The organism is Pedobacter rhodius, assembly GCF_027213645.1.
Lineage (GTDB): Bacteria > Bacteroidota > Bacteroidia > Sphingobacteriales > Sphingobacteriaceae > Pedobacter > Pedobacter rhodius.
Map to the genome: position 1 here is coordinate 1021914 of NZ_JAPWGL010000001.1, position 23168 is coordinate 1045081.

The window sequence follows — 23168 nt, forward strand, 5'->3', positions numbered from 1 at the left end:
ATGAAACAGAAATTAATCATTATAAGTATACTCGTGGCCGGAATCAACGCCATAATGGGTTGTAAGGAATTTGTTGATGTTGATCCGCCTAAAACGGAAATTTTAACATCAGAGGCTTTTCTACAAGACAAATCAGCAACATCTGCTGTTCTGGGCATTTATGCCAATATGGTAAACGATAATAATTTTATATATAGTGGAATTACGATTTATTCAGGCGTAGCTGCCGATGAGTTTGCATCTGCGCAAGATGCAGAAGGACTTCAGTTTGAAAAAAATCAAATACTACCAACCAGTTCGATTATAAATTCGATGTGGACCGGCGCATACAAAAACCTTGCGCAAATTAACACTTGCATAGCCGGACTACAAGCTTCAAGTACGCTTACGCCGGCTGTGAAAGCGCAATTACTTGGCGAGGCCAAATTTTGCCGGGCTTACACCAATTTTTACCTGGTAAATCTTTTTGGTAATATACCATTAGTTACCGGGCTGGATTATAAACAAAATGCAGTAATTACCCAAAGTAGTTCTGCTGATGTTTATAAAGCGATTATAGCAGATTTATTAGATGCGCAATCTCAACTTAGCAATACGTATCCGACAAGTGGTAAAGTAAGACCAAATAAGTTCGCCGCAACTGCTTTGCTGGCCAGAGCTTATTTATATGTTAATGATTATGCAAATGCCGAAATTCAGGCATCAGCCGTGATTGCGCCGGGTACTTACGGACCTTTACCAGCATTGAACAGCACATTTTTAAAAGGAAGTGCAGAAACAATTTGGCAATTACTGCCACTTAGTAATTATTCTGCTACGCAGGAAGGTTATATCTTTTTAAGACAGGCCACAACTGGTGGTGGTTATTATTTTACAAGTGATTTGTTAAATAGCTTTGAAACCGGCGACAATAGAAAAACGGCCTGGATTGGTACAGCAACTGTTTCGGGTGTAACTTATAACTATCCGTTAAAGTATAAAGATGTTGGGCAATACCTGCCTGCAACGGTAAATGAAAATTACATTATGTTGCGTTTAAGTGAGCAATACCTGATAAGAGCAGAAGCGCGGGCACAACAAGGTAATCTAACCAATGCCCTGAGCGATATAAATGTAATTCGCAGCCGTGCCGGCTTAGCCAACTTTAACACTTCGGATAAAGCGACATTACTAAGCGCAATTGCCAATGAAAACAGGCATGAATTTTTTGCCGAATGGGGGCATCGCTGGCTGGATTTAAAACGTACAGGTACAGTTAATGCAGTATTATCTGCAAAGAAACCAACGTGGAAACCAACAGCTGCACTTTTTCCGATACCTCAATCGGAGATTACTGTGAACAAAAGCCTGGTTCAAAACCCCGGATATTAATTCAACAATATAACCTGGTTAGAGCGGTGTTAAAAACACCGCTCTAACCAGGTTATGCTTAAATTTTCTTATGAACAATCCTATTTTAAAAATCGAAAACCTGTCGCATCGTTATAGCCGCGACTGGGCAATTCGCAACATTAACCTCGAAATTCGTCAAACCGGTATACTGGGCTTACTTGGCTCTAACGGAGCCGGAAAATCAACCACCATGAACATTATGTGCGGGGTATTAAACCAAACCGAAGGCCAGGTTTTAGTAGACGGTGTGGATATGCGTACAAACCCGGAGGAAGCTAAAACAAAAATTGGTTTCCTGCCTCAAAGCGCTCCTTTATATATGGATCTTACGGTTGATGAGTATTTAATCCATTGCGCCTGGCTCAGACTTATGGATAAGAAAATCATCCCTGTAGCACTTAAGGAAGTAAAAGAGCGATGTGGCATCAGTCATTTCAGCAACAGGCTTATCAGCAACTTGTCTGGCGGTTACCGCCAGCGCGTAGGTATTGCGCAGGCCATTATCCACCGGCCGCAGTTAGTGGTATTGGACGAACCTACGAACGGCCTTGATCCCAATCAAATTATAGAAGTAAGGGCATTGATAAAGGAAATAGCATTGGACAGAGCAGTTATATTTTCATCTCATATCCTGTCTGAAGTACAGTTGCTTTGCAAGGATATCGTCATGATTGAAGGCGGGAAAATCGTTTTTGCCGATTCTATAGAAGCTTTTAATAATTATGTCGAACCGCATAGTGCAATAGTAACGCTGGCCAACCCACCACAAAAAAATGAAATCATGAAAATAGCCGGTATAACAGATGTTAATTTTCTAACTGATAACCAGTTGCGGGTATTTTTTAAGGATAGCCCACGTATTACAGAGCATATTGTACAAACCAGCGTAATCAATGGCTGGCGTCTTACGGAAATCAGCCTGGATAAAACATCCGTTGATGAAATTTTTGCTCAATTATCAAATAAATCCAATCAAAATTAAATGAAAACGACATTAAAAATCGCCAAACTGGAACTTAGTCTCCTTTTCTATTCACCAATTGCATGGTTCTTATCTGTTGTTTTTATATTCCAGTGTGCTTTACTTTACACATCGCAGCTCGAAACATACCTCGATTACCAAAATATCGGCGGTGGTATGCTAAATAATCTGCACAATTTAACGTCGGCTATTTTCGGCATCCGAACGGGCCTGTACGGTGATGTGCTCAAAAAGATTTACCTGTACCTGCCTTTATTAACGATGGGCCTCATCAGCCGGGAAATAAGCAGCGGCACCATCAAACTATTGTATTCATCACCGGTTAAAATAAGGCAGATTGTATTGGGTAAGTTTACATCCTTAATGATTTATAATTTATTACTTATAGCAATATTGGTGATATTTGTTATTTCAGCAACATTTAATATTAAACAGGCAGATACAGGCCTGCTATTGGCCGGCCTGCTAACCGTTTACCTGTTGCTATGTGCTTATGCAGCGATAGGTTTGTTCATGTCGTGCCTTACCGCTTACCAGATAGTTGCCGCCATAAGTACCCTTGTTGTTTTTGCTGTTTTAGCAAACATAGGCAACGTATGGCAGGATACGGAGGCCTTCAGGACCCTGAGTTACTGCCTTTCGATGAATGGCCGTGCTGAAAAAATTATTTACGGCTTAATAAATACTAAAGACATTGCTTACTTTATCATTATAATTTTCCTGTTCCTGGCTTTCAGTATCGTCAAACTGCATGCGGCCAGAGAAACCAAATCAGCTAGTTTAAAAATTGCCGGGCGTTACGTTTTGGTTATATTAATAAGCTTTACGGCGGGTTATATAACTTCTTTACCAAGTTTAATTGGGTATTATGATCCTACTGTAAACCGTTCGCAAACACTTACACCTACTACACAAAAAGTTTTAAAAGATATTGGTAATGCGCCACTCGAGATAATTTCATACATCAACCTGCTCGATCAGCGGTTTGGGCAAGGTGTACCGAGGTATCGTAACTATGAAAAAGAGCGTTGGGAACCCTATTTAAGGTTTAAACCTAATATTACATTCAAATATGTTTATTACTATGATGAGCCCAGTGCCGACCACATGTTACATAAATATTATCCGGATAAAACTTTAAAGCAAATTGCGGAACAAAATGCCAAACCGTTTAACCTCGACCTGAAAGATGTTAAATCGCCGAAAGAAATAAAAAAAATAATCAATCTGCAACCGGAGCGTAACCGTTATGTTATGCAGTTGAGCTATAAAGGGCGTAAAACTTTTCTGCGTTTGTTCGACGATCAGGCACAGTTCCCATCGGAAACTGAAGTAAGTGCCGCATTAAAACGCCTTACCGTAAAATTACCGAAGGTACTGTTTGCACAAAGTGAGTTTGAAAGAAGCATAATTAAACTCAGCGACCGGGATTATGGCCTAATTGTTAGCCAGATTACCAACCGAAATGCAATGGTAAACCAGGGATTTGATACAGACAGCATAGACCTGAATACCCAGGATATCCCGGCAGGTATTTCGGCGCTTGTAATTGCAGATCCCAAGGTTGCTTTTAAACCTGCTGTATTAGCTAAAATCAATCAGTATATCGATAAAGGGGGCAATTTGCTGGTCACTACAGAACCTGGTAAACAGGCGGTTATAAACCCGGTTATAAACCCTTTGGGTGTTAGCTTAATGAACGGTATCATTGTACAAAAAAGCAAGGATTTTAGTCCTGATGTTGTTAAAGCAGAGTTAACTGAAAAAACGGCAGGATTTTCACTAGATCTTAAAGGTAACTTTAATAGCCAGATAAAACTGAACATGCCGGGGGTTACAGGTTTAACCTACCGGCAAAATGGTGACTACAAAATTGAACCATTATTTGTTACGGACCCGAAAACATCGTGGCTGAGAGCGGATAAATTCATTCCAGACTCCATTGAAGTTGTTTTTTCTGCTGAAAAAGGAGATAGAAAAATTTCTGTACCGACAGCACTTGCATTAACACGTCAAATTAACGGCAAAGAACAACGTATTGTCATTGCCGGCGATGCAGATTTTTTAAATTCTACAGAAACAATGGGCTGGTATTCGGCTAATCGAAATTTTTACATGCCGCTTATGGGCTGGTTTACCTACGGCCAGTTTCCTATAGACACCAGCAGACCACGTTCTGAAGATGACCGTCTGAATTTAACAGATTCCGGGCTTATGACATTAAAGATTATTTACTTAGGCGTTTTGCCAGGATTGATTATACTGTGCGGTGCAGGTCTTCTAATCAGGCGTAAAAGAAAATAAAATTTAGGTTTAGTTAATGATGGCGGTAGGAGTGGATGCTCCGCCGCTTTTTTATTTAATTAATCCTGTTGTTAAGATTTTGAAACCAGTCAATAATTTTATTTCACAATAAACAAAACCTTCAGTCTACTGCTCATGTTAAATCTATAGTGCTCGAAGCCTTGCACGTTATTTATTTGCCATGAAAAAAGTTAAGAATCTTCTTGCCGGATTTGCAGGTGCGGTAAGCCTCAATATTTTACACGAAGGATTAAAGCATCGGGTAGCAGATGCGCCGCGTATCGACCTACTTGGAGAAGAGGCATTAAATGATTCGTTAAGCATATTTGGTAAAAAGATTAAAGACCCTGACAAACTTTATGCCGCCACCCTGGCCGGCGATTTGTTATCCAATACTTTATATTATAGTATGATTGGCGCCGGTAAGAAACACACCTGGACCAGGGCCATATTTTTAGGGCTAAGTGCCGGTATAGGTGCTGTTGAACTTGCAAAGCCTTTAGGTTTAAATGAGGGTACGGTAGCCAGAAACAATAAAGTAAAAACATTAACCATCTTGTATTACCTAACCGGGGCACTAGTTACGGCGGGTATAATTAAAGCATTTAAAAGCAGATCGTAAAAATGACGGGAATGTAAACTGTCTTTCAAAAGGCTTTCCTGTTCTTTCATAATTTAATCGCTTGGGTATTAACAACTAATCTTGAGATAAATGGAAAACAAATCAACAAAAAAACAAGAAGCGCATGAAGAGAAGATAGGTGTTATCCCTGTTTCCCAAATTGAAGGAAGTGATGCAGATGCTGATAATTCTGGTACAGCTTCCATCGGAAATCAGCAAGCAGAAACCGCCAAGTCTGATGCCGATACGGACGAGCAAACTGCTAAAAAATAAGCTTAGCGTAGAAAGCCATTACTTCATGGATAATTGAAATACCTGAGGTTAATGGCAATACAGGTATGCCAGGGCTATAATTATTGTAGCCCTGGCCTGTGCATTAACTGGTGTTTCAAATACCCGTTTTTCAAGGCTTTATGGTCCTTTCTGATAATAAAATTACTATTGTAAACGGAATCAGATTATTAGATGAACAGGTTAAATTTAATTAATTCAGAGGCTTAAAAACAGCGAGTTGTAACGAAAATTCCTTACTGGGTACCAATGTTGGATTGGAAAGCTCATTCAATTTTGAATTTAATACCCAAACCTGGCCTGCATCAAGTATTGCTGTTGAAGGTTGTGCAAACCGGTCTTCACCGGTTGTAGCGGCTTTAATTTTTGCAGACTGCCAGTTATCGGAACTTGAAATGCGGTAAATTTTATTTACGCTTTTGTTTTGCACTAAAATTAATTCACCCTGATCAAATAACAAACCATCTGCGCCCGGAAAAAGATTATCAATTTTAACCGTCGTAATATTTTTGGGATCATTAATATCAATTTTTAATATGGCGCCATTGCTGTTATTTACGGTAATTAAATAACCGGCAGGGTTAAATGCAATTCCGTTTAGTCCGATATCAACAGATTTAAATAATTCACTTTCTGCAAAAACATTTGCTTGTCCTTTAGCATCAACTTTGTATATCACAGGGGAGTAGCTATCTGTTAAATAAATATTACCCGCCTGATCGATGGTTAAATCATTTATAAAATGGTTTCCGGGATTAAGTGTTGCAAGGTTTATATCAAATTCGCGTTTTTTTGTTTTTAGGTTTATGCCGATGAGCCGGCCCATTTTTTTAAAAGTTTCCGGTTTACTGAAGCGGCTGTAATTCGGATTGGGGTCGCTCAGGCAAATCAGCAAGCGATTGGTTTTTGCGTCTACCTTCATTCCAAAACTGGAAATAAGATCTTCATCTTTATAGAAAACCTCGTAATTGCCGGATTTATCTACCGTACCTATGGTTCCGGTTTTTACGGAACTGATATAAAATGTTTTAGACGAAGCATTAAAAGCAACACCTTCCGGGTATAACATCGGAACATTAAATGTAATTCTAGGCGTTTGTGCGCATACACTTGTACACAGGCTGAATAAGAATAAACAGCCAAATATTATTTTTTTCATTTTCCTTATTTTGTTGCGGTTACGGAATAGATTACGCCACTTTCATCGTCAGAAATGAAAAGTGTACCCATATTTGAAATGGCTAAACCGGCAGGCCTTCCAAATCTGGTTTTACCATCGGCACTCAAAAAGCCGGAGAAAAAATCTTCAACACCGGTTGGTTTCCCTTTATAAAACTTAATGCGCTGGATTTTATAGCCTTCAGGATTTTTCCTGTTCCACGAGCCATGCCAGCACACCAGAGCATCGTCTTGAAAATCTTTCGGAAATGTTCCGGCCATTGTTAGAAATTTAAAATCTATCGGCGCACTGTGTGCAGGGAATTCCATGACAGATGGTTCGGTGCTTTTCGCGTAGGCACTTTTGGTTGTTCCAATCGGGTCTTCCCGGGTTTCGTCTACCTGTTGCTTTGCAAATACACGCGGCCAGCCATAATCTTTATCCGGTAAAATTCTATTCAATTCTTCCGGAGGAAATTCATCGCTTCTCCAGTCTGTACCGTTATCTACACCCCAGATTTCTTTTGTTTGCGGGTTCCAGTCAAAACCAATCGTATTTCGAAGACCTCTGGCATATATTTTCCTGGTCTTAAAATCCGGCGCAACCTGAAGTAAAGTTGCATGCTCGGCATTAGTTTCTGCACAGTCGTTACAGCTGCTGCCTACGCTGATGTAAAGCAGTTTGTCAGGGCCAAAAGCGATTACCCGGTTATCATGCTGACTGCCTTCGGGAAGATCTTTAATCAAAGTTGTCGTATCACTCAGGGAACCATCACTGTTAATTTTTCCTCTTTTTAAATCTGTTGAAGAGCATAGATAAAGATAACCATCGTGTATGGTAATTCCATGTACACCTAAAAATTGCGACCACACGGTTCGCAGGGTTTCCATTTTACCGTCGCCATCTTTATCTTCCAATAAAAGGACATCTCCAACATCACGGCGGGTAATATATAAACCACCGTTGTCATTTACGGCCATCATGCGTGGCTTTCCCAGGCCTGTAGCTACAGCCGAAACTTTAAATCCATCGGGAACTTTTAGTTGTGAGATTAACTTTTCATTAAAATCTTCATGTGCCGGATAAAAAGTACTGACACTAACCGTGGTCGGGGTTTTTGCGGGCAGGCCTTTTTGTGCATTAGCCGTCTGAATTGTCATTAAAAACAATAATAAAATGTATGTATGTAAGGTTATTCTTTTCATAGGTTTTTTTTAAGGCTAACAAGACGAATGAAACAAAAGTTTGATAAAAATTTGAGTTGCGTATAACTACCCTTTTAAAGCGATAAATAATCAACGTGATTTGAGGTTTATACCGATGTTGGATGTATTATGTCAATAGCTGTATTGTTTTGGTTTTCAAACAAATCCAATGATTAAGCGATTTTCCAAACTAAGTTGTCAAAGATTTTGTTCTGTTGTATATAATCTGATAACATATGGAAAATAACAGCATCGATCCGAAAGATCAGGCAGGACAAAATCGTGAGGATGAAAAACACGATAAATCAATAGATGAACAGAAACACGAAGACAATAGCGTGCAGGATGGATTGACGGGTGAAAGTGACGAAGAGGAAGATGTTTCAGGAGATCTTGCCGGAAATGCTGCCGGAAATCCGGAATAATTATTTTAAAGCCTGTTTGGATTCCTGTTCCTCAATAACTTTTGACAAGAACATGTTTACAAACTGGCTTTATTAAATTCTACATTTATGAAGAGGAAGATTCCTGAAAAGCAAACAACTCAGCCCGGTATTGAGGCCAAAATGAATCCCAGGCCGGAGGTGATCAAAAAAAGTTATCGGGGTGCTGAAAAACTAAAAGGTAAAGTTGCCCTGATTACGGGTGGCGACAGTGGAATAGGTCGATCTGTAGCGGTTCATTTCGCCAGGGAAGGCGCCGATGTGGCAATTGTATACCTGAACGAAGATGTAGATGCAAATGAGACCCGGGAAATGATCGAAAAAGAAGGCCGCTCTTGCCTGCTCATTAAAGGTGATGTCAAAAAGCCACTCTTTTGTACAAAAGCAGTCAATGAAGTATTAAAAAAATTCGGGCAAATCAATATCCTGGTTAATAATGCAGGTATGCAGGTTCCACAGAAAGACCCGGAATATATCGACAATAAGCAGCTGGAGGATACTTTTAAGACGAACATTTTTGCTTATTTTTATTTCGCACAGGAAGTTTTACAGCATTTAAAAAAGGGTGATTGCATCATTAATACCACTTCAGTTACTGCCTACCGGTCTTCGCCTAATTTAATTGATTACTCCTCTACCAAAGGTGCGATTACTTCATTCACGAGGTCGCTTGCAACCAATCTTGCTAAAACTGGTATCAGGGTGAATGCGGTTGCGCCTGGCCCGGTGTGGACACCGCTCATTGTAGCTACATTTGATGAAAAGAAAATTAAATCATTTGGTTCTGAAACGGCAATGGAAAGGGCAGGCGAGCCATCAGAAGTTGCGCCGGCCTATGTTTTTCTTGCTGCCGAAGATTCATCTTTTATCACCGGGCAGGTTATTCATGTAAACGGTGGTGAAGTCGTGAACGGTTAATTATATAAAATATACTGTAATTTCATAAGAAATGCCTCTGCCTGTTATAAACTCGGATAGAGGCATTTCTGTTGCTAAGGCTGCTATTTATGTGCTAAATGCGAAGCCGGAGGATTGGCTATAGCCAGCCTGGTTTAACTAAATGTTGTACTTGCTTTATTCATTTGTTAACCCCAATAAATTTAATGTGCTTTGATCCATTTGTCCATTGAAATATTTGTCTAAAACCGCTTTAAAAACGGGATGAGGGTTGTTGGTAAGGGAAAATAAAGTCATTGATGAATGCAGCTTAAGATCATCAGGCGTGCCCAGGATTTCGTTTGCAGATTTATCCCGAATATCGAGCAGGGCCTTTGAAATTTCAATAAGATGTTTATTCAGAACAGGATGTGCAAGATAGTTACTGGCTTCATCCAAATTTCGGAGAGAATAATTTTTAGAAATTTCACTTTGCCCCAGCCCGGCTAACTGAGGAAAGATATACCACATCCAGTGGGAAGTTTTAGCACCATTTTTAATTTCTGCCAGTGCTGTCGAAAACATCTGGTTTTGTGCATCAAGAAAATGTTGGAAATTGTTCATAGCAGTAAATATCATAATTTTTCATGCCGGCACCTGAATAATGATGCGCTAATTTACCTGGTAAACTTTACCCGCTTTTACAATGATTTTTTCAGCCAGAAAATTCCTGTAATTATCATACGGACTTTTGCTGAATATCAATAAATCTGCTTTTTTACCAGGTGCTATTGTGCCATAACTATCCTCAATACGCATCGCTTGTGCACCATTTAATGTCGCAATTTGCAAAATGTCGCCGATTGAAAAATCAGCCTCATGTAATAGCAGAAGTTCAGATAAAAGGGCTTTTCCACCATCTTTACAATCTGTGCCGATACGTATTTTTACGCCTTTATCATGGGCATCCTTAAGGTACTGCATCATTACGCCAAATGATTTTGCCAGCAATTGCTTTTGCCCGGGTGTATAGCTGGAAAGATCGGGGACATCCTGGTCGGATAATGATGTGTTAAAATAAGTTTTTCCCGCCAGCGAACCTAAAAAGTGAATTGCCGTACTTAAGGAAACCTCATTTTTAGCCATTTTATCAAACAAATTTTCAAGTTTACCATTCAATTCAGGATGTTCTTTGATGTAACCGTAAAACAGCAGGATTCTTGCGAGAAATTTATCGACATTATCATCATCTCCGATTCCATATTTTGTTTGAATAAGGCGGAATGTTTCTTTGGTATTCAATATTTCAGGTGGAATTGACAGCATGTGCTCAATGTTTTTCACACCCAGATCAATTGCATCTGAAATGGACGTCACATTATTATCGATGTGGGCACTTATCGTTAAATGTTGTTTATTTCCTTCCAAAATAACAGCCTTCATTTCAGGCGCCCTCAATCGCCAGTATATTTTAATGTGTTTTATACCGCTTTCTGCGTAAGAAATAACCTTGAGCCGTGCATCTTCCGGGTTCTTGACAACGACATGATTCATATAGGTTTTTCGTCCTTCCTCTGCTGAAACCATTGCGCCACCCGAAATATAAATGCCGGGGTATGCAGGTAAGGTGTTTTGCTGCCAGTTTAAAGAGGTAGCGATCCATCTTTCCGGCTGGCCCATATCGATGATGGTGGTTGTTCCATAACTTAAATAAGTATCCGAAAGTTTTTTCCGGTCTAAACTAACCGGTAATTTTTCATCGTCGCTTATTTTACCATATACATTTTTCAGATGTGTATGTGTATCAATAAAGCCGGGAACAATCAGGCGGTTATTTCCATTAATAATACTAACTGCATTGAAAATGAAGGAATTATCAACAACAGCTGCGATGATATCGGTATTGATTAAAACTGTTTGATGTTTGTGCAATTTCTTGGTTTTACTGTCGAAAACAGTAACGTTTTTAATTGCGAGATCGTAAGTTTTTGATTGCCCGTAACTAACGGCTGTACAAAAAATCAGCACAGTGAAAATTAGGTAAGCAAAATATTTTTTATTCATGTATAATATTATTTAATTAAGCCTGCAATACCTGCAAAGGATATATTTAAATGCTACAAAGCCCAGATGCGTACGCCAATCCAGCCATTTAAAATAAATATGCCTGTGAGATAACAAAGCATAATAATGGTAAATGTAAGGGTTATTTTAACGAACTTGTTTTTTAAAATATTCCATTGCTTAATAAGCAAAATGAGTGAAATTATAGTTAAGAAACCAAAACTAAGGGAAGTAAAAAATATAAATAAGGTTGTTGCATTTATAGATGAAAAAGCAATTTTATTAACCTCGTCGGTTATGCTCAATTTTCTGTAGGCCAGTAGTCCGCTCAAACCGGCCAAGGCAGGTAGTGCGAGTAAAAAGAATCTCTGGTAATTGATTTTCTTGAAAAGCAATAAAATAAGCGCAACAAAACCTAAAATTAGTGCGATTAGAATTGATAGTAAACCTGCATAAAAAAGGTATTGTTGAATTACAATTGGCGCCTTCGCTACTTTAGTAAAAAATTCGGATGTGTTATAACCCTGAAGAAAAGGCGTTCCATTTTCATCTTTTGAAAAAATAAAAGCAGGAATGATTTCGGACTGAATTCTAAACAGATTTCCGCGCACGTGAACAAGTGTATCGATATGCCCTCTATTATTTTTCAGTATAATTTTCTGATTTGAAAAACGTACCGTTACGCCGTTAAATATTTTCTGAAGAAAATCCCAACGGTCGTTTTTTGGATTGGCCAGCGCATAATAACCATCAAATTCCCTGAACCGGTCGAGATTTTCAACAGATGAATTCAGAAGAACAGGGGGAAGATCGCGTGTGATAAAGGATTCGATGATCTGAGAAATCCGCCAATTATTCTCTCCTGAGTTGTTGGCTATGGCATAAGCAATACCGTTTTTCCTATTGTAAAATATCCATGAACTGAATCCTTCTCCCAACCCCTCGTGTCCCCTGAAAGTTATTTTTTTATTATTTGCGAAGACTGCATTGCCCAAAGCATAGCCTGTTTGCAAACCATTTTTAGCCGCTAAAGAACTGTGGATGCTGTCCATTTCCACAGCGTTTTTTTCAGGGATTATATTTCCTGATTTGCTTTGATAATAATTAAGTAAACTAATGAGATACTTCGAAATGTCATCGGCACAGGATACCAGATTGCCAGCTGCGCCATTGCTTGCCAGGGTATATTCTGGTAAAACCTGATAATCATTTCCATTAAAATGATAGGCAGTTGCCAGATTTTGCATTTTGGTGTTATCCGTTAAAATGGCACTGTTTTTCATTCCTATTGGTAAAAGGATGTTGTTTTTTAGGTATTCATTTACCTTCATGCCGGAAAACTTTTCTATCAGGTAGCCTAAAACTTCATATCCGGGGTTGGCGTACGACATCCTTTCGCCTGGCTTCCACCTGGAGATAAGCGAATTTTTATGGAATTCCAAAACGGTAATCCCGTGCATGTTTTGACCGTCTTTAGCCATCATTCTTCCCAGTTGTACATCTTCAAATCCGGCGGTATGTTCGAGCAGGTGCACAACTCTTACCGGATTGCTTTTTTCCCACGCATTTTCAAATGGAATTTCCGGTGCAATTTTTTTGATTGGGTCATCCAGTTTAAATTTTCCTTCACTAATGAGCTTTTCAATGGCAAGTGCAGTAAACATCTTTGTTACGGAAGCAAATCTGAAAACAGTTTGGCTGGTTACCCTACTTTTCTGCGCTAAATTTGAGTAGCCTATTCCACCGGCATATATCACACCGGATCTGTTTACAATGGAAATCATAAGTCCCGGCATATGTGACTCGACTATTGCCTTATTAAGGTCAATAAGCATAGAATCGATACGGGCAGGAGGTAAAGATGGTTCAGGTTGCTGTTGAGCAGAAACATTCATGCCCAGCAATAAAAAAGCAATAAATACTAACGTACAATAATTTTTCATGTGATTAATTTTGAGGCAATCTCAAGAATTAATCCCTTGTCGGAGTTCTGTCTTATCCATCCGAACATCTTTTTAAAGTCGTATGGCTTAGCTACTTATAATTTGTCTTTTATATTCGGAAGGTGTTTGACCGGTAAGTTTCTTGAAAGCCGTGTTAAAAACCGTTTTGGAATTGAAGCCACAGGCATATGCGATACCAACCATATTCAAATGCTTATGCGCCTCTGAAACAAGTAAAATCTTTGCTTTATTAAGCCGGTAGGCATTTACGAACTGATAGAAGTTTTGATTAAAGCCCCGGTTTATTACATAAGATAGATCATGCACAGGATAACCCAGTGCGAGAGACAATGAAGGCAAACTAAGTGTTGCATCGAGGTAAATTTCGCTGGAAATCATAAAATCTTCGATTTCTTTTTTCTTCACCTGAATTTCTTCGTCGTTAACTCTGATTTGTAAAACCGGGCGTTCTTCTGCTTCAAAAATATCGATGATGTCTTTCAGAACGGGCTCGCTGTAAGCAAAAACTTCTTTTTGTTTCAGCGAATAATAGGCGATAAAAAAACTTGCCAGCAAATAAGCCGGGGCAGTGATTTTATCTGCGATTTCCAAATGGAAATAAACTGTATTTAACCATAATAGGTACATGGCCATTAGAAAGAACAGCAGGTAATACAGCCATTGCAGGTGAATGGGCTGAAGGTTAGATGTTAAAAGACGAATATTTTTCTGATGTTTTCTAACGCGCAGGTAGGCCAGCAGCCAGTAAATCAGGAATTGTAATTTGATGGCGAACGTTAATAAAACAATTCTGTAAAAATCTATAGATTTTAATGGTTCTGGATGTTCCTGCATCAAACGTTTTGTTGAAACATCATTAAAAAAATAGGGGAGCTGGTATAGTAAAAAAATAAGGCAGGGCAAAAAGTGGAACAGACTGATGCTTTTGAAGTGATGTTCCGGACTTGTAAAATAAACCACACTAAGATAAAGTGCCGGTGCCATGGCAAACATAAATAGTTCACTTAGGCCTTTAAGATGAGGAAAAATTAAATAGGTGCCGGATTTAAAAAATACGACATCAATAAGAGCGCTAAAAATGCAAAAAATGAATAAGGAAAGCCATCTGTTTGCAATGGTATTTATTTTCAGCGGATTGCTGATTAACAGCACGGATAGTAATAACAGCGCACCGCAAGTGAGGTTTTCAATAATCATTTGTTTTTACATTAAACAATGATAATAATTATCTGGGCCTAATGTAATCATTTGTATTTTCTGAAGCGCCGGCTATCTTAATTTAATTTTCTTTAAACTAAATCATTTAAAATATTAAGCCTTCAACCGCTGGAGGCTTAAGAGGCTAATTATGGTTGCCCGCTACCTCATTTTTTTTTAGTTTTCAGAATCTCCAAAAAAGAAGCAATTGTTTATAATTTGATTAATGAAAATAATTTGATTAATGAAAATAATTTGAATTATTGCAGGTTAGCATTTTCGCTTAAATAATTACGTTGGATTGCTCTGTTTCCGGTCTGTAAGACGCAAACCGGGGCGGACCCAAAAGAAACGGGCGCAATCTGCGCTGGTTTTTTAAGGTAATTAAAAATATCTCTGCTTGTAGTGCTATAGTTGATGAACAATACCTCATTTATCCTGTTGTAAAATAAACTGGTTTTGATGCCTATCGGCCAATTGGATAAGTTAATTAATTTATGAGCAAATTTTCCACTAACAAATACTTTACCGGCACCAGTGGACTGCTGTTGCCTGTTGCCAATAAATCATTTTATCCGCCGGCTTACCAGGATAAGAGCAGGCTTCAATACTATGCTTCACTATTTTCTTCGATTGAAATTAACAGTTCATTTTACAAAATACCCTTAGCTGCTACCATCAAAAAATGGGCATTTGATGTACCGGATAATTTTCGTTTCACTTTTAAGCTTTACAAAGAAATAACACATGCTAAGGAACTGAATTATAACCCCATGGATTTGGAAAAATTTATGGATAATATTAATCAGGTGGCCAATAAAAGTGCCTGCTTATTATTGCAGTTTCCTGCGAGTTTCAAAGTCAAAAACTTGCAAAAACTGGAGTTGCTAATCGCCGCTATTCGTTTAAAAGACACAAACAGGAACTGGAAAATTTCAATAGAATTCAGGAATGAAGAATGGTATAATGAAGAAGTTTATGAAGTTTTGGAAGCGCACCTTTGCGGACTGGTTGTTCATGATAAAGGTGGCTATGGCTCAGGTTATCATGATACAGCAACCGACTGGGTTTACCTGCGTTTCCACGGTCCGGATGGTAATTATAAAGGAAGTTATGATGAAAGTTTTCTGGCCGAATATGCGGGCTACATTAAAGACTGGCTGAAACAGGGCAAATCTGTATATACTTATTTTAACAATACAATGGGTGAAGCCTTAAATAATCTTGATACGCTAAAGAGGTATGTTTGTTCTTGATAATTTTTGTGTGCCTGCATTGTGCATTCAGATTTTTGCCTGCCTGCCTGCGGTCAATGTCATTAAGTTAAAAGAATAGAAAAATAATTGTCCGTCTGAGGGTTAATTTATTTTATAAAATGAGTATAAATGACGTAAAAATTTAGGGATAAAACCCTTGAATCGTCATTTGATAGCTATCGAATGACGGTTTGACAATGCGTCATTGACAGCTAGCTTGCACTGAGCGAAGTCTGATACCCCGGTTTGTGGCGCACAAACCGGAACCAACTGTCTTAATTGCGGATAAACCACCCCCAACCCCTCCTTGAAATAAGGAGGGGAGCTAATAAATACCCTTAACACCCCGGTTTGTGGCGCACAGACCGGAACCGGCACATTTTAAGAATAATTTTTTTCTTTAAGATGTCCGCGTAGTGAACTACAGGCTCATGGTAAGCTCGATTCGTCCTTCCCAATTTAATTGGGCATCCTAAAGTGGTAGTTATGATTTAGTTATCGTGTATTAAGATTTTCTTCTGCTTCCGGTAGGCAGGCAAGAAAAGATAGGTTAAGTATAGATTTTCAGAACTTTTATATTAAAACTAATGTTCTGAATATGACGCTAAAATATTGTCCGGCCCCCTATGGATTTAAATTTACATTCAAATACCGAAAAACGCTTTCAGCAGCCCATTCACAAGTCTTTAAAATTATCTATAATCGTACCCGCAAAGAATGAGGCCAATTTCGTTACCCATGCGTTAGACGCCTTGCGTAATCAGTATGATGAATCAGGGCAACCTGTTCCGCATGAAATTTACGAAGTATTGGTTTTAGCAAATAATTGTAGTGATGATACATTTAAAATTTGTGAACATTACCAAAGCGCGTACCCTGAATTTCGCTTGCATACTGAAGCCATAGAACTGTCGCCTGCAAATGCACACATTGGCACGGTAAGGCGTATACTTATGGATGCCGCCTATTGTCGTTTGATGAGGAAAGCTGGTCCGAGAGGCGTTATCGTATCAACTGATTCAGACAGTAAAGTAGATAAACACTGGGTTCATAACATCATGCTGGAAATGGATAAGGGCGTGGACGTGGTTGGGGGCAGGATTTTGCCTGGAGATACGCCAGCTTTGGCTAAAATACATCACTTGCGCGACGTCACCTACCGGTTTTTAAGAAGCCGGTTGGAGGCTGAACTCGATCCATGTACATCGAATCCATGGCCAAGGCATTTTCAATGCTATGGGCCAAGTCTTGCAGTCACCTGCGAAATCTATGAAAGGGCAGGCAGGTTACCGGCGATTCCTTACCTGGAAGATGAGGAATTCAGAAAAGCACTTAAACGTGTGGATGCAAAAATCAGGCATGCGCCAAAAGTACGGATACACACATCTTCGAGACTCCTAGGACGGGTAGCATTTGGCTTTTCGGTGCAATTGCAGCAATGGAACGATATGAGCATTAACCGTGAACAACAAATGGTTGAACCCCTGCAGCGTATAATTTCAGTGCTTCTGATAAAAAATGAACTTCGCCGGTTATGGGCATCAATTGCGGAAGGTTTTCAGGCAACTATAGATATAAAATCATTTGCTTTTAAAATTAATTATAATGCCCATAAGCTGGAACTACTAATAAATGAAAGCAGCTATTTTGAACCATTATGGGAGCAAATTGAAAAGCACCTTATGCTTCAATATTCAGATTTAAACGCACTTCAGCCCATTTCTGTAGCCATACAGGAATTCAGGGTATATTTTGCCAATAATGCTCATCACATTGTTCGTCGAAAAACAGACTTATTAGCGGCGGTAGCTTTATGACGGTAGATGTGTCTGTACTTTGCCTGGTTAAGGGTCGGCATAAAGCTTTAGAAAATCTGTTATCGGGCCTGTCTGCAAGCACAAAACTTCCCGATGAGTTCATCCTGGTTTTAATGAATGAAGAAGCGCGTGAACTTCCAAAAACGCCGTTCCCGGTTGAACAGGTAATTCTTAACCACCGCATGCCATTGCCGCTGGCTGCCGCCCGTAACCTTGCGTCAAAACATGCCCGGGGTAGACTACTTATTTTTCTAGATGTGGATTGTATCCCGGCGCCCGATCTTATAGAACGGTATCGGGCAGCAGATAGCGATGGACATTTGCTGAATGGCGAGGTTCGCTATCTTTCCGAAGGTGTAACCGATAGGAAAGGATTTCTTTCGGATTTAGATGCACTAAGTAAAGCCGATCCCATCCGGGCCGGACTGGAATCACTGCCTTACGAGCTCTTCTGGTCATTAAACTTCGCGTGTACGGCTAAAGATTATCGCAAAATAGGTGGTTTTGATGCGTCCTTTACCGGTTATGGCGCTGAAGATACAGATTTTGCCTTTATGGCAAGGCGTGCAGGAATACGTATGAAAAAAGTTTCAGCATTGGCTTACCATCAATACCATATTGATTATGCACCACCTGTTAATCACCTTGCAGATATTGTTGCAAATGCCCGGATTTTTTATTCAAAATGGGGTAAATGGCCCATGGAGGGCTGGTTAAAGGAATTTAAAAAGTTAGGCCTTATTTATTGGGATGACCAGTCACTTAAAATGCTGCGGATGCCGGATGAGGAAGAACTCTTACAGAGCAGAAAAAGTTAAATTTTGAAAAAATTGTTTCCTGTATCAATGATGGCCTGTGCCATTCGAAACAGTGCACCATTATCGATAATACCCTTCCAATCGGGTAACTGATAAGACAGCTGTTCAAAAATAGCTTTCCAATCCTGTGTAGTCAGGTCTTCAACTGCTATTATTTTAATGCCATTTCTATGCTGGATAGATTCTGCTTTTTGTTTTTGCTCCTGGAAAGGCCTTTTTTCCGGTATGCCAATAAAACGTTTATTCAGCGTGGCCACTTCCATTACCGTATTATGCCCGGTATTGCCAATAATGAACTGACAGGATTCCAGCAACGATTGAGGATTTGCAACCTTACCATGCCAAAACAAATTGGGAAGGGATTGATCCTGTTTAAACACGCCAACAACATGAAAAATATATTCAGGGCAGGCTTTTGCTATGTTTTTAATTAAACTTGTGTTTATAGAGGTTCCACCGCCTCCGATTAAGATGACGACATGTTTTGCGATTTCAGGTGTCTTTTCTGCTGCTCTTGAAAATCTGGAAAATCCACCGGTAAATACTGTTTTATTATAAATCCAGTCTTTTTTTCCAATATAGATATCCCCGGAAAAAGGCGCCAGGAGAATTTCTGCACTTTGGTAAGCCATTAAGTGTGGTAAATCATCACGCAGGCCATGCTGGCGTATCACAACCGTTGGCACGGCACACAACCTGGCCAGTAAAGTTACTTCTACCGATACATCAACAACCAAAAGCAATGGATATTCTTTCCGGAACAGTTCGGCCATGATGGCCATGCGGTCCCGTATGCCTTCAATGTTCAGGGGCGCGTAATGAAAGGTATCAGGTGCCTTTGTACCGGTATTATCTGACATTGCGGTATCTGGTACATCCGCAGGAAGATGGATTAATTGTATGTTTTCCATATTCTTTTCCTCTAATCCCTGTAACTGGCTGCCAAGCAAAATAACTTTATAGGCAGTAAGTTGCCGCGCAACCTGCAAAGTCCGCATCAGGTGGCCCGACCCGTGGTGGTGAACATAAAAAGCAATTGTAAACGACATCCGGTTATGTTTTTCTGTACACATCAAGGCGGTAATCTGCTGTTCGCTTCGCATCCAGATGAGATATTCCGATAGCATTAAAACACCCATGTACTTCATCGCCACTCAGCGGATATTCGGCTACAAAGTGTATCCAGTGCACCAGGATTAGTACGCCGCCAGGCAACAATGCATTTACGATCTGCTGCCTTGTTAATAAAAGATCGCTCATTGAAAGGTAATAGCCAACCTCGCTCATGATGATGAGATCAAAATTTCCGGTCGGGAAGTCTTGTGGAATACCGCCCAATAGGAATTCTACCTTATATGATTTGCCCAAACGCTGGCGCGCCCGTTCTAATGCTGTTTTGCTGATATCCATAGCAACCAGATGTTTGCAACGTTCGGAAAGCATTTCAGTCAGCACGCCGATTGAACAACCAATTTCCAGTGCGTTTGTGTAGTCAGCTTCCGGAATGGCCGCTATCGTAGCCAGGTATTTGTCCTGTTCATATGCACTTTTCTCGAAATCCCAGGGATCTGCCGATGTATGGTAGAGCGCATCAAAATATGTTTTGTCGAGCGTATTATCAGGATTAATTTTTTTTCTCTCCATAAAATACTCTTTTCCCTGCGTAAAGTTTGCAATAACATCAGGCAACAAAATAAAGCCTGTCGGGTCATCATCAATCAGGTGTGTTGTTTGAGATTTATGCATTTGAATGCATTGCATTTTCAATGCTGAATAATCGCTGATGTCGAGCGCCAGTGTTTCACCTGGCTGTAAATCCGGGATATCTTCCTGTACGGCATTTTCATACAACCAAATCGGATATTCCCATATCCGCGGACGGGGTATGTTAGCCTTTTCCAACGCCGAAAGCATAAGCTGGTGTGTTGCCCTGTGGTCGCAATGCGGATCCAGCTCGTAAGGAACCAGTATAAGATCTGGATTTAGCGCAATTAAATCTTCAGCTAACCTATCAGCCAGTCCGGCAAAGCCAGGCATTCCCTTTGCAGGCATGTTGCTGTCCTGCGCCTGGTAATATTTTAAAGCTTCATTTTTTAAACCAAGTAAATCCATCGCCTGCCGCAGTTCGTCTAAACGGATGCCGGCCAGCCTATCTGCCGGGTATTTCCGGGAATTCGGGTGCGAGCGGCTGCCATCGGTTGTAAGAATAATCTGCACTTGCGTACCTTGTGCTACCAAGGTAGCTATCAGGCCTGCGCAGCCCAAAGATTCGTCGTCGGGATGGGGTACAAGTACGAGGCAACGCTGAATTTCCTGAAGATCTTTAGCCATCAATGCAAGTGCGCCTGACCAAAAAATATTTTTATCAAACACGTTAATCATTGAATGCAGCCGGATTGTTAATAAAAAATTCAGCAACCTTTATCCTGGTAGCGTCAGGTGCCGGTTGTCTTAAATAAAAGCTGAGGTCGCGAAAAATTCTTTCCATCGGATAGGGCTCCATAAGTCCCCTTGCACCAACACACCGATTACAATCTTCCATCACACGAAGACAGATTTCTTCTATATTAACCCTTGTCATGTTTGCAAAAGCAATCAGTTCTTCGTTATGATTGCCATCATCTGCCCAGGTATCATAGTATTTTCCCGCTTGTTCAAGCCACATCCGGCCGGTGATTACTGCAGACATCATATTCGAAAGGCGAAGTTGTTGGAAAGCGTCTCCGGTTCTTTCGAGTTCCTCCAGATAACGTATAGTTGCCTGTGAAAGTGCTTCTGCGCCACCCAATTGAACAGCTGCAAAACGAATGGCACCTCCGTTAAAATAGGGTTGGTTAAGGTATATTCCCGGCTCGCCCAATAATTCGTTTTCGTGAACCTTATAGCCCGAAAAATTTACGGTATAACTGCCGGAAGCTTTCATACCCAGTGGTTTCCAGCTTTTCCGGTCGATTTTTTCCGGATCAATACCATCCATATCAATAATGGCCATTTGCCAGCCTGTGCGTTCGGGACAACTGATGTTTCCGGTGATCAATGCCCTGTTAACTAATGTTGCACCAGAGCAAAAAGTCTTGGAACCCTGTATTTCAAGACTGTTGTTATTTTTATTGAAGGTGATGCCATCCTGGCCCTGCGTATTCCAGATGCCAAAAATATGTCCTTCTTCTTTTACGCCACGATACCAGTTATCGCGTTGGTCATTACCGGCATACAGGTGTATCAGATAAAGGGTATTAATATGGCCTTCAAAAATCCGCCCGACAGAAAGGTTCGCTTTTCCTACGTCTTTCAGGAGTCTTAAAAGGGCAGGTGTATCAGGCTTATTAAAGTCTAAGGGTTCTCCGGGCAATACCAGTTGCAGTGCGCCACATTCCCGGAGCCAACGGAATTCTTCGACCGGCCCTGCAGGATTTTTTTCGGTTATTGCGGCCTGGTGTTCAATCTGCAAAAGAACACGATTAAAATGTTTCCGGCTGAATGCATTTTGTACGGTATGTATAGCGGTCGTATCGATCATATGGCGTATTTTAGTTTTTTTCTCCGTCCGGAAACACGTTCCAAAAGGCTTTCATAAGCCTTAATCATCTGCAGGAAACTGAATTTATGTTGTGCGTATAAATGAATTGTTTTTCTATCCAGTCTGATTGCTTTTTTTATGGCTTCAGCCAAGGCGTTTACATCAGCAAGTTCAACAAGAACACCTGTTTGCGCGTTGATAAGCTCTGGCAATGCACCCATTTTAAATCCGGCAATGGGTGTTCCGCAGGCCATCGACTCAGCCACAACAAATCCGAATGGCTCTTCCCAGCATGGGGTAATCAAACAAACACTGGCCATTCCAATTTCCTTGTTCAGCGCTTTTTGATCGAGTAATCCCAGTAGCGTGATGTCATCTCCTAACATCGGCGCAATTTCTTTATCAAAATATTTTTGGTCGGCAACGCCGCCAGCCACCCGTAAAGGTATTTTTGCTTTCCTTGCGGCCGCGATGGCCAGATGCAATCCTTTATCCGGATGAATCCGGCCAAACCATATCGCATACACGGCTTTTGAGGCCTCAGGGTAAAAAATCCAGTCTTCAAGAGGTATGCCATTAAGTATTACCGGACAATCTTTTACATGTTTTCTCCAATTGAAGGCGCTTTGCCCGGATACGGTAACATAATTAATTACCGGCTGTCGCCGCTCGGCAGCAATAGCCATATCCAGTTCATAAAATGGCGGTGTATGCAGTACGGTAACCATCGGGGTTTGAAGGGTACCCGCCATAGTGATTGGAATATAATGCAAACTGTTGTTAAATATAATATCAAGGCCGTAATCGTCGATTTTCGTCATTAATCCGAAATAGGCATGATGCTCTGCAATATATTCTGAGGGAAGATCTTTCTTCTTTTTTCTTATGCCCGTTGTTTTATCATAATGATTATCGGAAAGAATGGGTTCCAGAGGAAGCGCAGGATCAGAAGCATCACTGGCAAACAGCATTACATCATGGCCCATCGCAACCAGGGCAGTTGTTACCTGGTGCGTAAATACTTCAAGTCCCCCTGCAAACGGCGCAATAATAGGGTGTTTGAGGTGTGCAATGATTCCGATTTTCATAAGGGATTGGCTATTGATTTTTGCTTGTATTCTAAATAGACACCAAAAAGCAGAAGAAGGTTTTCAAAACTGTGCATATGGCAGGATAAATTAAATAAGCACTGGTTAATTGTTTGATGAATCTGCGTTGATTATAAAGCGCAGATCAAATTGTTATCAGGTATTAATGT

Annotated in this window: 20 protein-coding genes; 10 read left to right on the plus strand and 10 right to left on the minus strand. The window is 40.2% G+C overall.

The window, feature by feature from the left end:
• From O0931_RS04365 to O0931_RS04385, 5 genes are all read left to right on the plus strand, one after another.
• Entirely contained in the window at positions 1–1371 is a 1371-nt protein-coding gene (locus O0931_RS04365; RefSeq protein ID WP_269414327.1) for a RagB/SusD family nutrient uptake outer membrane protein, read from the plus strand.
• Between the two features lie 70 nt (positions 1372–1441).
• Positions 1442–2374: an ABC transporter ATP-binding protein gene (locus O0931_RS04370; protein ID WP_269414328.1), complete on the plus strand. Its 933-nt coding sequence runs from the start codon at positions 1442–1444 to the stop codon at positions 2372–2374.
• Complete coding sequence (locus O0931_RS04375) at positions 2375–4678, plus strand: Gldg family protein (RefSeq protein WP_269414329.1); 2304 nt, start codon at positions 2375–2377, stop codon at positions 4676–4678. It abuts the gene before it with no gap.
• 181 nt (positions 4679–4859) lie between these two features.
• A complete protein-coding gene (locus O0931_RS04380; RefSeq protein ID WP_269414330.1) occupies positions 4860–5300 on the plus strand; it encodes a hypothetical protein in 441 nt (146 codons plus the stop codon).
• A gap of 90 nt (positions 5301–5390) precedes the next feature.
• Positions 5391–5573 carry a hypothetical protein gene (locus O0931_RS04385; protein WP_269414331.1) on the plus strand — a complete coding sequence of 61 codons (183 nt, stop codon included), beginning with the start codon at positions 5391–5393 and terminating at the stop codon, positions 5571–5573.
• A gap of 211 nt (positions 5574–5784) precedes the next feature.
• On the opposite strand, the gene O0931_RS04390 is transcribed toward O0931_RS04385, so the two are convergent.
• Both O0931_RS04390 and O0931_RS04395 read right to left on the minus strand, forming a co-directional pair.
• Entirely contained in the window at positions 5785–6750 is a 966-nt protein-coding gene (locus tag O0931_RS04390; protein ID WP_269414332.1) for a gluconolaconase, read from the minus strand.
• A gap of 5 nt (positions 6751–6755) precedes the next feature.
• Positions 6756–7955: a PQQ-dependent sugar dehydrogenase gene (locus O0931_RS04395; RefSeq protein WP_269414333.1), complete on the minus strand. Its 1200-nt coding sequence runs from the start codon at positions 7953–7955 to the stop codon at positions 6756–6758.
• 236 nt (positions 7956–8191) lie between these two features.
• Between O0931_RS04395 and O0931_RS04400 the strand changes: the two genes are divergently transcribed.
• The gene (locus O0931_RS04400) at positions 8192–8380 is read left to right on the plus strand and encodes a hypothetical protein (protein WP_269414334.1); all 189 of its coding nucleotides are present in this window, start codon (positions 8192–8194) and stop codon (positions 8378–8380) included.
• 87 nt (positions 8381–8467) lie between these two features.
• Positions 8468–9316: an SDR family oxidoreductase gene (locus O0931_RS04405; RefSeq protein WP_269414335.1), complete on the plus strand. Its 849-nt coding sequence runs from the start codon at positions 8468–8470 to the stop codon at positions 9314–9316.
• 156 nt (positions 9317–9472) lie between these two features.
• Here O0931_RS04405 and O0931_RS04410 read toward each other — a convergent pair whose 3' ends face one another.
• The 4 genes from O0931_RS04410 to O0931_RS04425 form a co-directional block, all read right to left on the minus strand.
• Positions 9473–9898 (minus strand): DUF1810 domain-containing protein, encoded by a 426-nt coding sequence (locus O0931_RS04410; RefSeq protein WP_269414336.1) that lies wholly within the window; start codon positions 9896–9898, stop codon positions 9473–9475.
• 48 nt (positions 9899–9946) lie between these two features.
• A complete protein-coding gene (locus O0931_RS04415) occupies positions 9947–11338 on the minus strand; it encodes an amidohydrolase family protein (RefSeq protein WP_269414337.1) in 1392 nt (463 codons plus the stop codon).
• A 53-nt stretch (positions 11339–11391) separates the two neighbouring features.
• On the minus strand, positions 11392–13281 hold the full coding sequence (locus O0931_RS04420) for a serine hydrolase domain-containing protein (protein ID WP_269414338.1): 1890 nt from the start codon (positions 13279–13281) through the stop codon (positions 11392–11394).
• An 87-nt stretch (positions 13282–13368) separates the two neighbouring features.
• Positions 13369–14499 carry a helix-turn-helix domain-containing protein gene (locus O0931_RS04425; RefSeq protein ID WP_269414339.1) on the minus strand — a complete coding sequence of 377 codons (1131 nt, stop codon included), beginning with the start codon at positions 14497–14499 and terminating at the stop codon, positions 13369–13371.
• Between the two features lie 497 nt (positions 14500–14996).
• Between O0931_RS04425 and O0931_RS04430 the strand changes: the two genes are divergently transcribed.
• The 3 genes from O0931_RS04430 (at position 14997) to O0931_RS04440 (ending at position 18390) form a co-directional block, all read left to right on the plus strand.
• Positions 14997–15755 carry a DUF72 domain-containing protein gene (locus O0931_RS04430; RefSeq protein ID WP_269414340.1) on the plus strand — a complete coding sequence of 253 codons (759 nt, stop codon included), beginning with the start codon at positions 14997–14999 and terminating at the stop codon, positions 15753–15755.
• A 626-nt stretch (positions 15756–16381) separates the two neighbouring features.
• Positions 16382–17572 (plus strand): glycosyltransferase family 2 protein, encoded by a 1191-nt coding sequence (locus O0931_RS04435; protein ID WP_269414341.1) that lies wholly within the window; start codon positions 16382–16384, stop codon positions 17570–17572.
• Positions 17569–18390: a galactosyltransferase-related protein gene (locus tag O0931_RS04440; RefSeq protein WP_269414342.1), complete on the plus strand. Its 822-nt coding sequence runs from the start codon at positions 17569–17571 to the stop codon at positions 18388–18390. Before O0931_RS04435 ends, O0931_RS04440 begins: the two co-directional genes overlap by 4 nt.
• Here the strand turns inward: O0931_RS04440 and O0931_RS04445 are convergent.
• Genes O0931_RS04445 through O0931_RS04460 form a run of 4 tightly spaced genes read right to left on the minus strand, consistent with a single transcriptional unit; the run spans position 18387 to position 22998 of the window.
• Positions 18387–19439 (minus strand): glycosyltransferase, encoded by a 1053-nt coding sequence (locus O0931_RS04445; protein ID WP_269414343.1) that lies wholly within the window; start codon positions 19437–19439, stop codon positions 18387–18389. The two genes, O0931_RS04440 and O0931_RS04445, sit on opposite strands and share 4 nt — an antisense overlap.
• A gap of 4 nt (positions 19440–19443) precedes the next feature.
• Positions 19444–20772 (minus strand): bifunctional PIG-L family deacetylase/class I SAM-dependent methyltransferase, encoded by a 1329-nt coding sequence (locus O0931_RS04450; protein ID WP_269414344.1) that lies wholly within the window; start codon positions 20770–20772, stop codon positions 19444–19446.
• Positions 20765–21910 (minus strand): acyl-CoA dehydrogenase family protein, encoded by a 1146-nt coding sequence (locus O0931_RS04455; RefSeq protein ID WP_269414345.1) that lies wholly within the window; start codon positions 21908–21910, stop codon positions 20765–20767. Before O0931_RS04455 ends, O0931_RS04450 begins: the two co-directional genes overlap by 8 nt.
• Positions 21907–22998, minus strand: a complete 1092-nt coding sequence (locus O0931_RS04460; protein WP_269414346.1) for a glycosyltransferase — start codon at positions 22996–22998, stop codon at positions 21907–21909. Before O0931_RS04460 ends, O0931_RS04455 begins: the two co-directional genes overlap by 4 nt.
• Positions 22999–23168 lie beyond the last annotated feature (170 nt).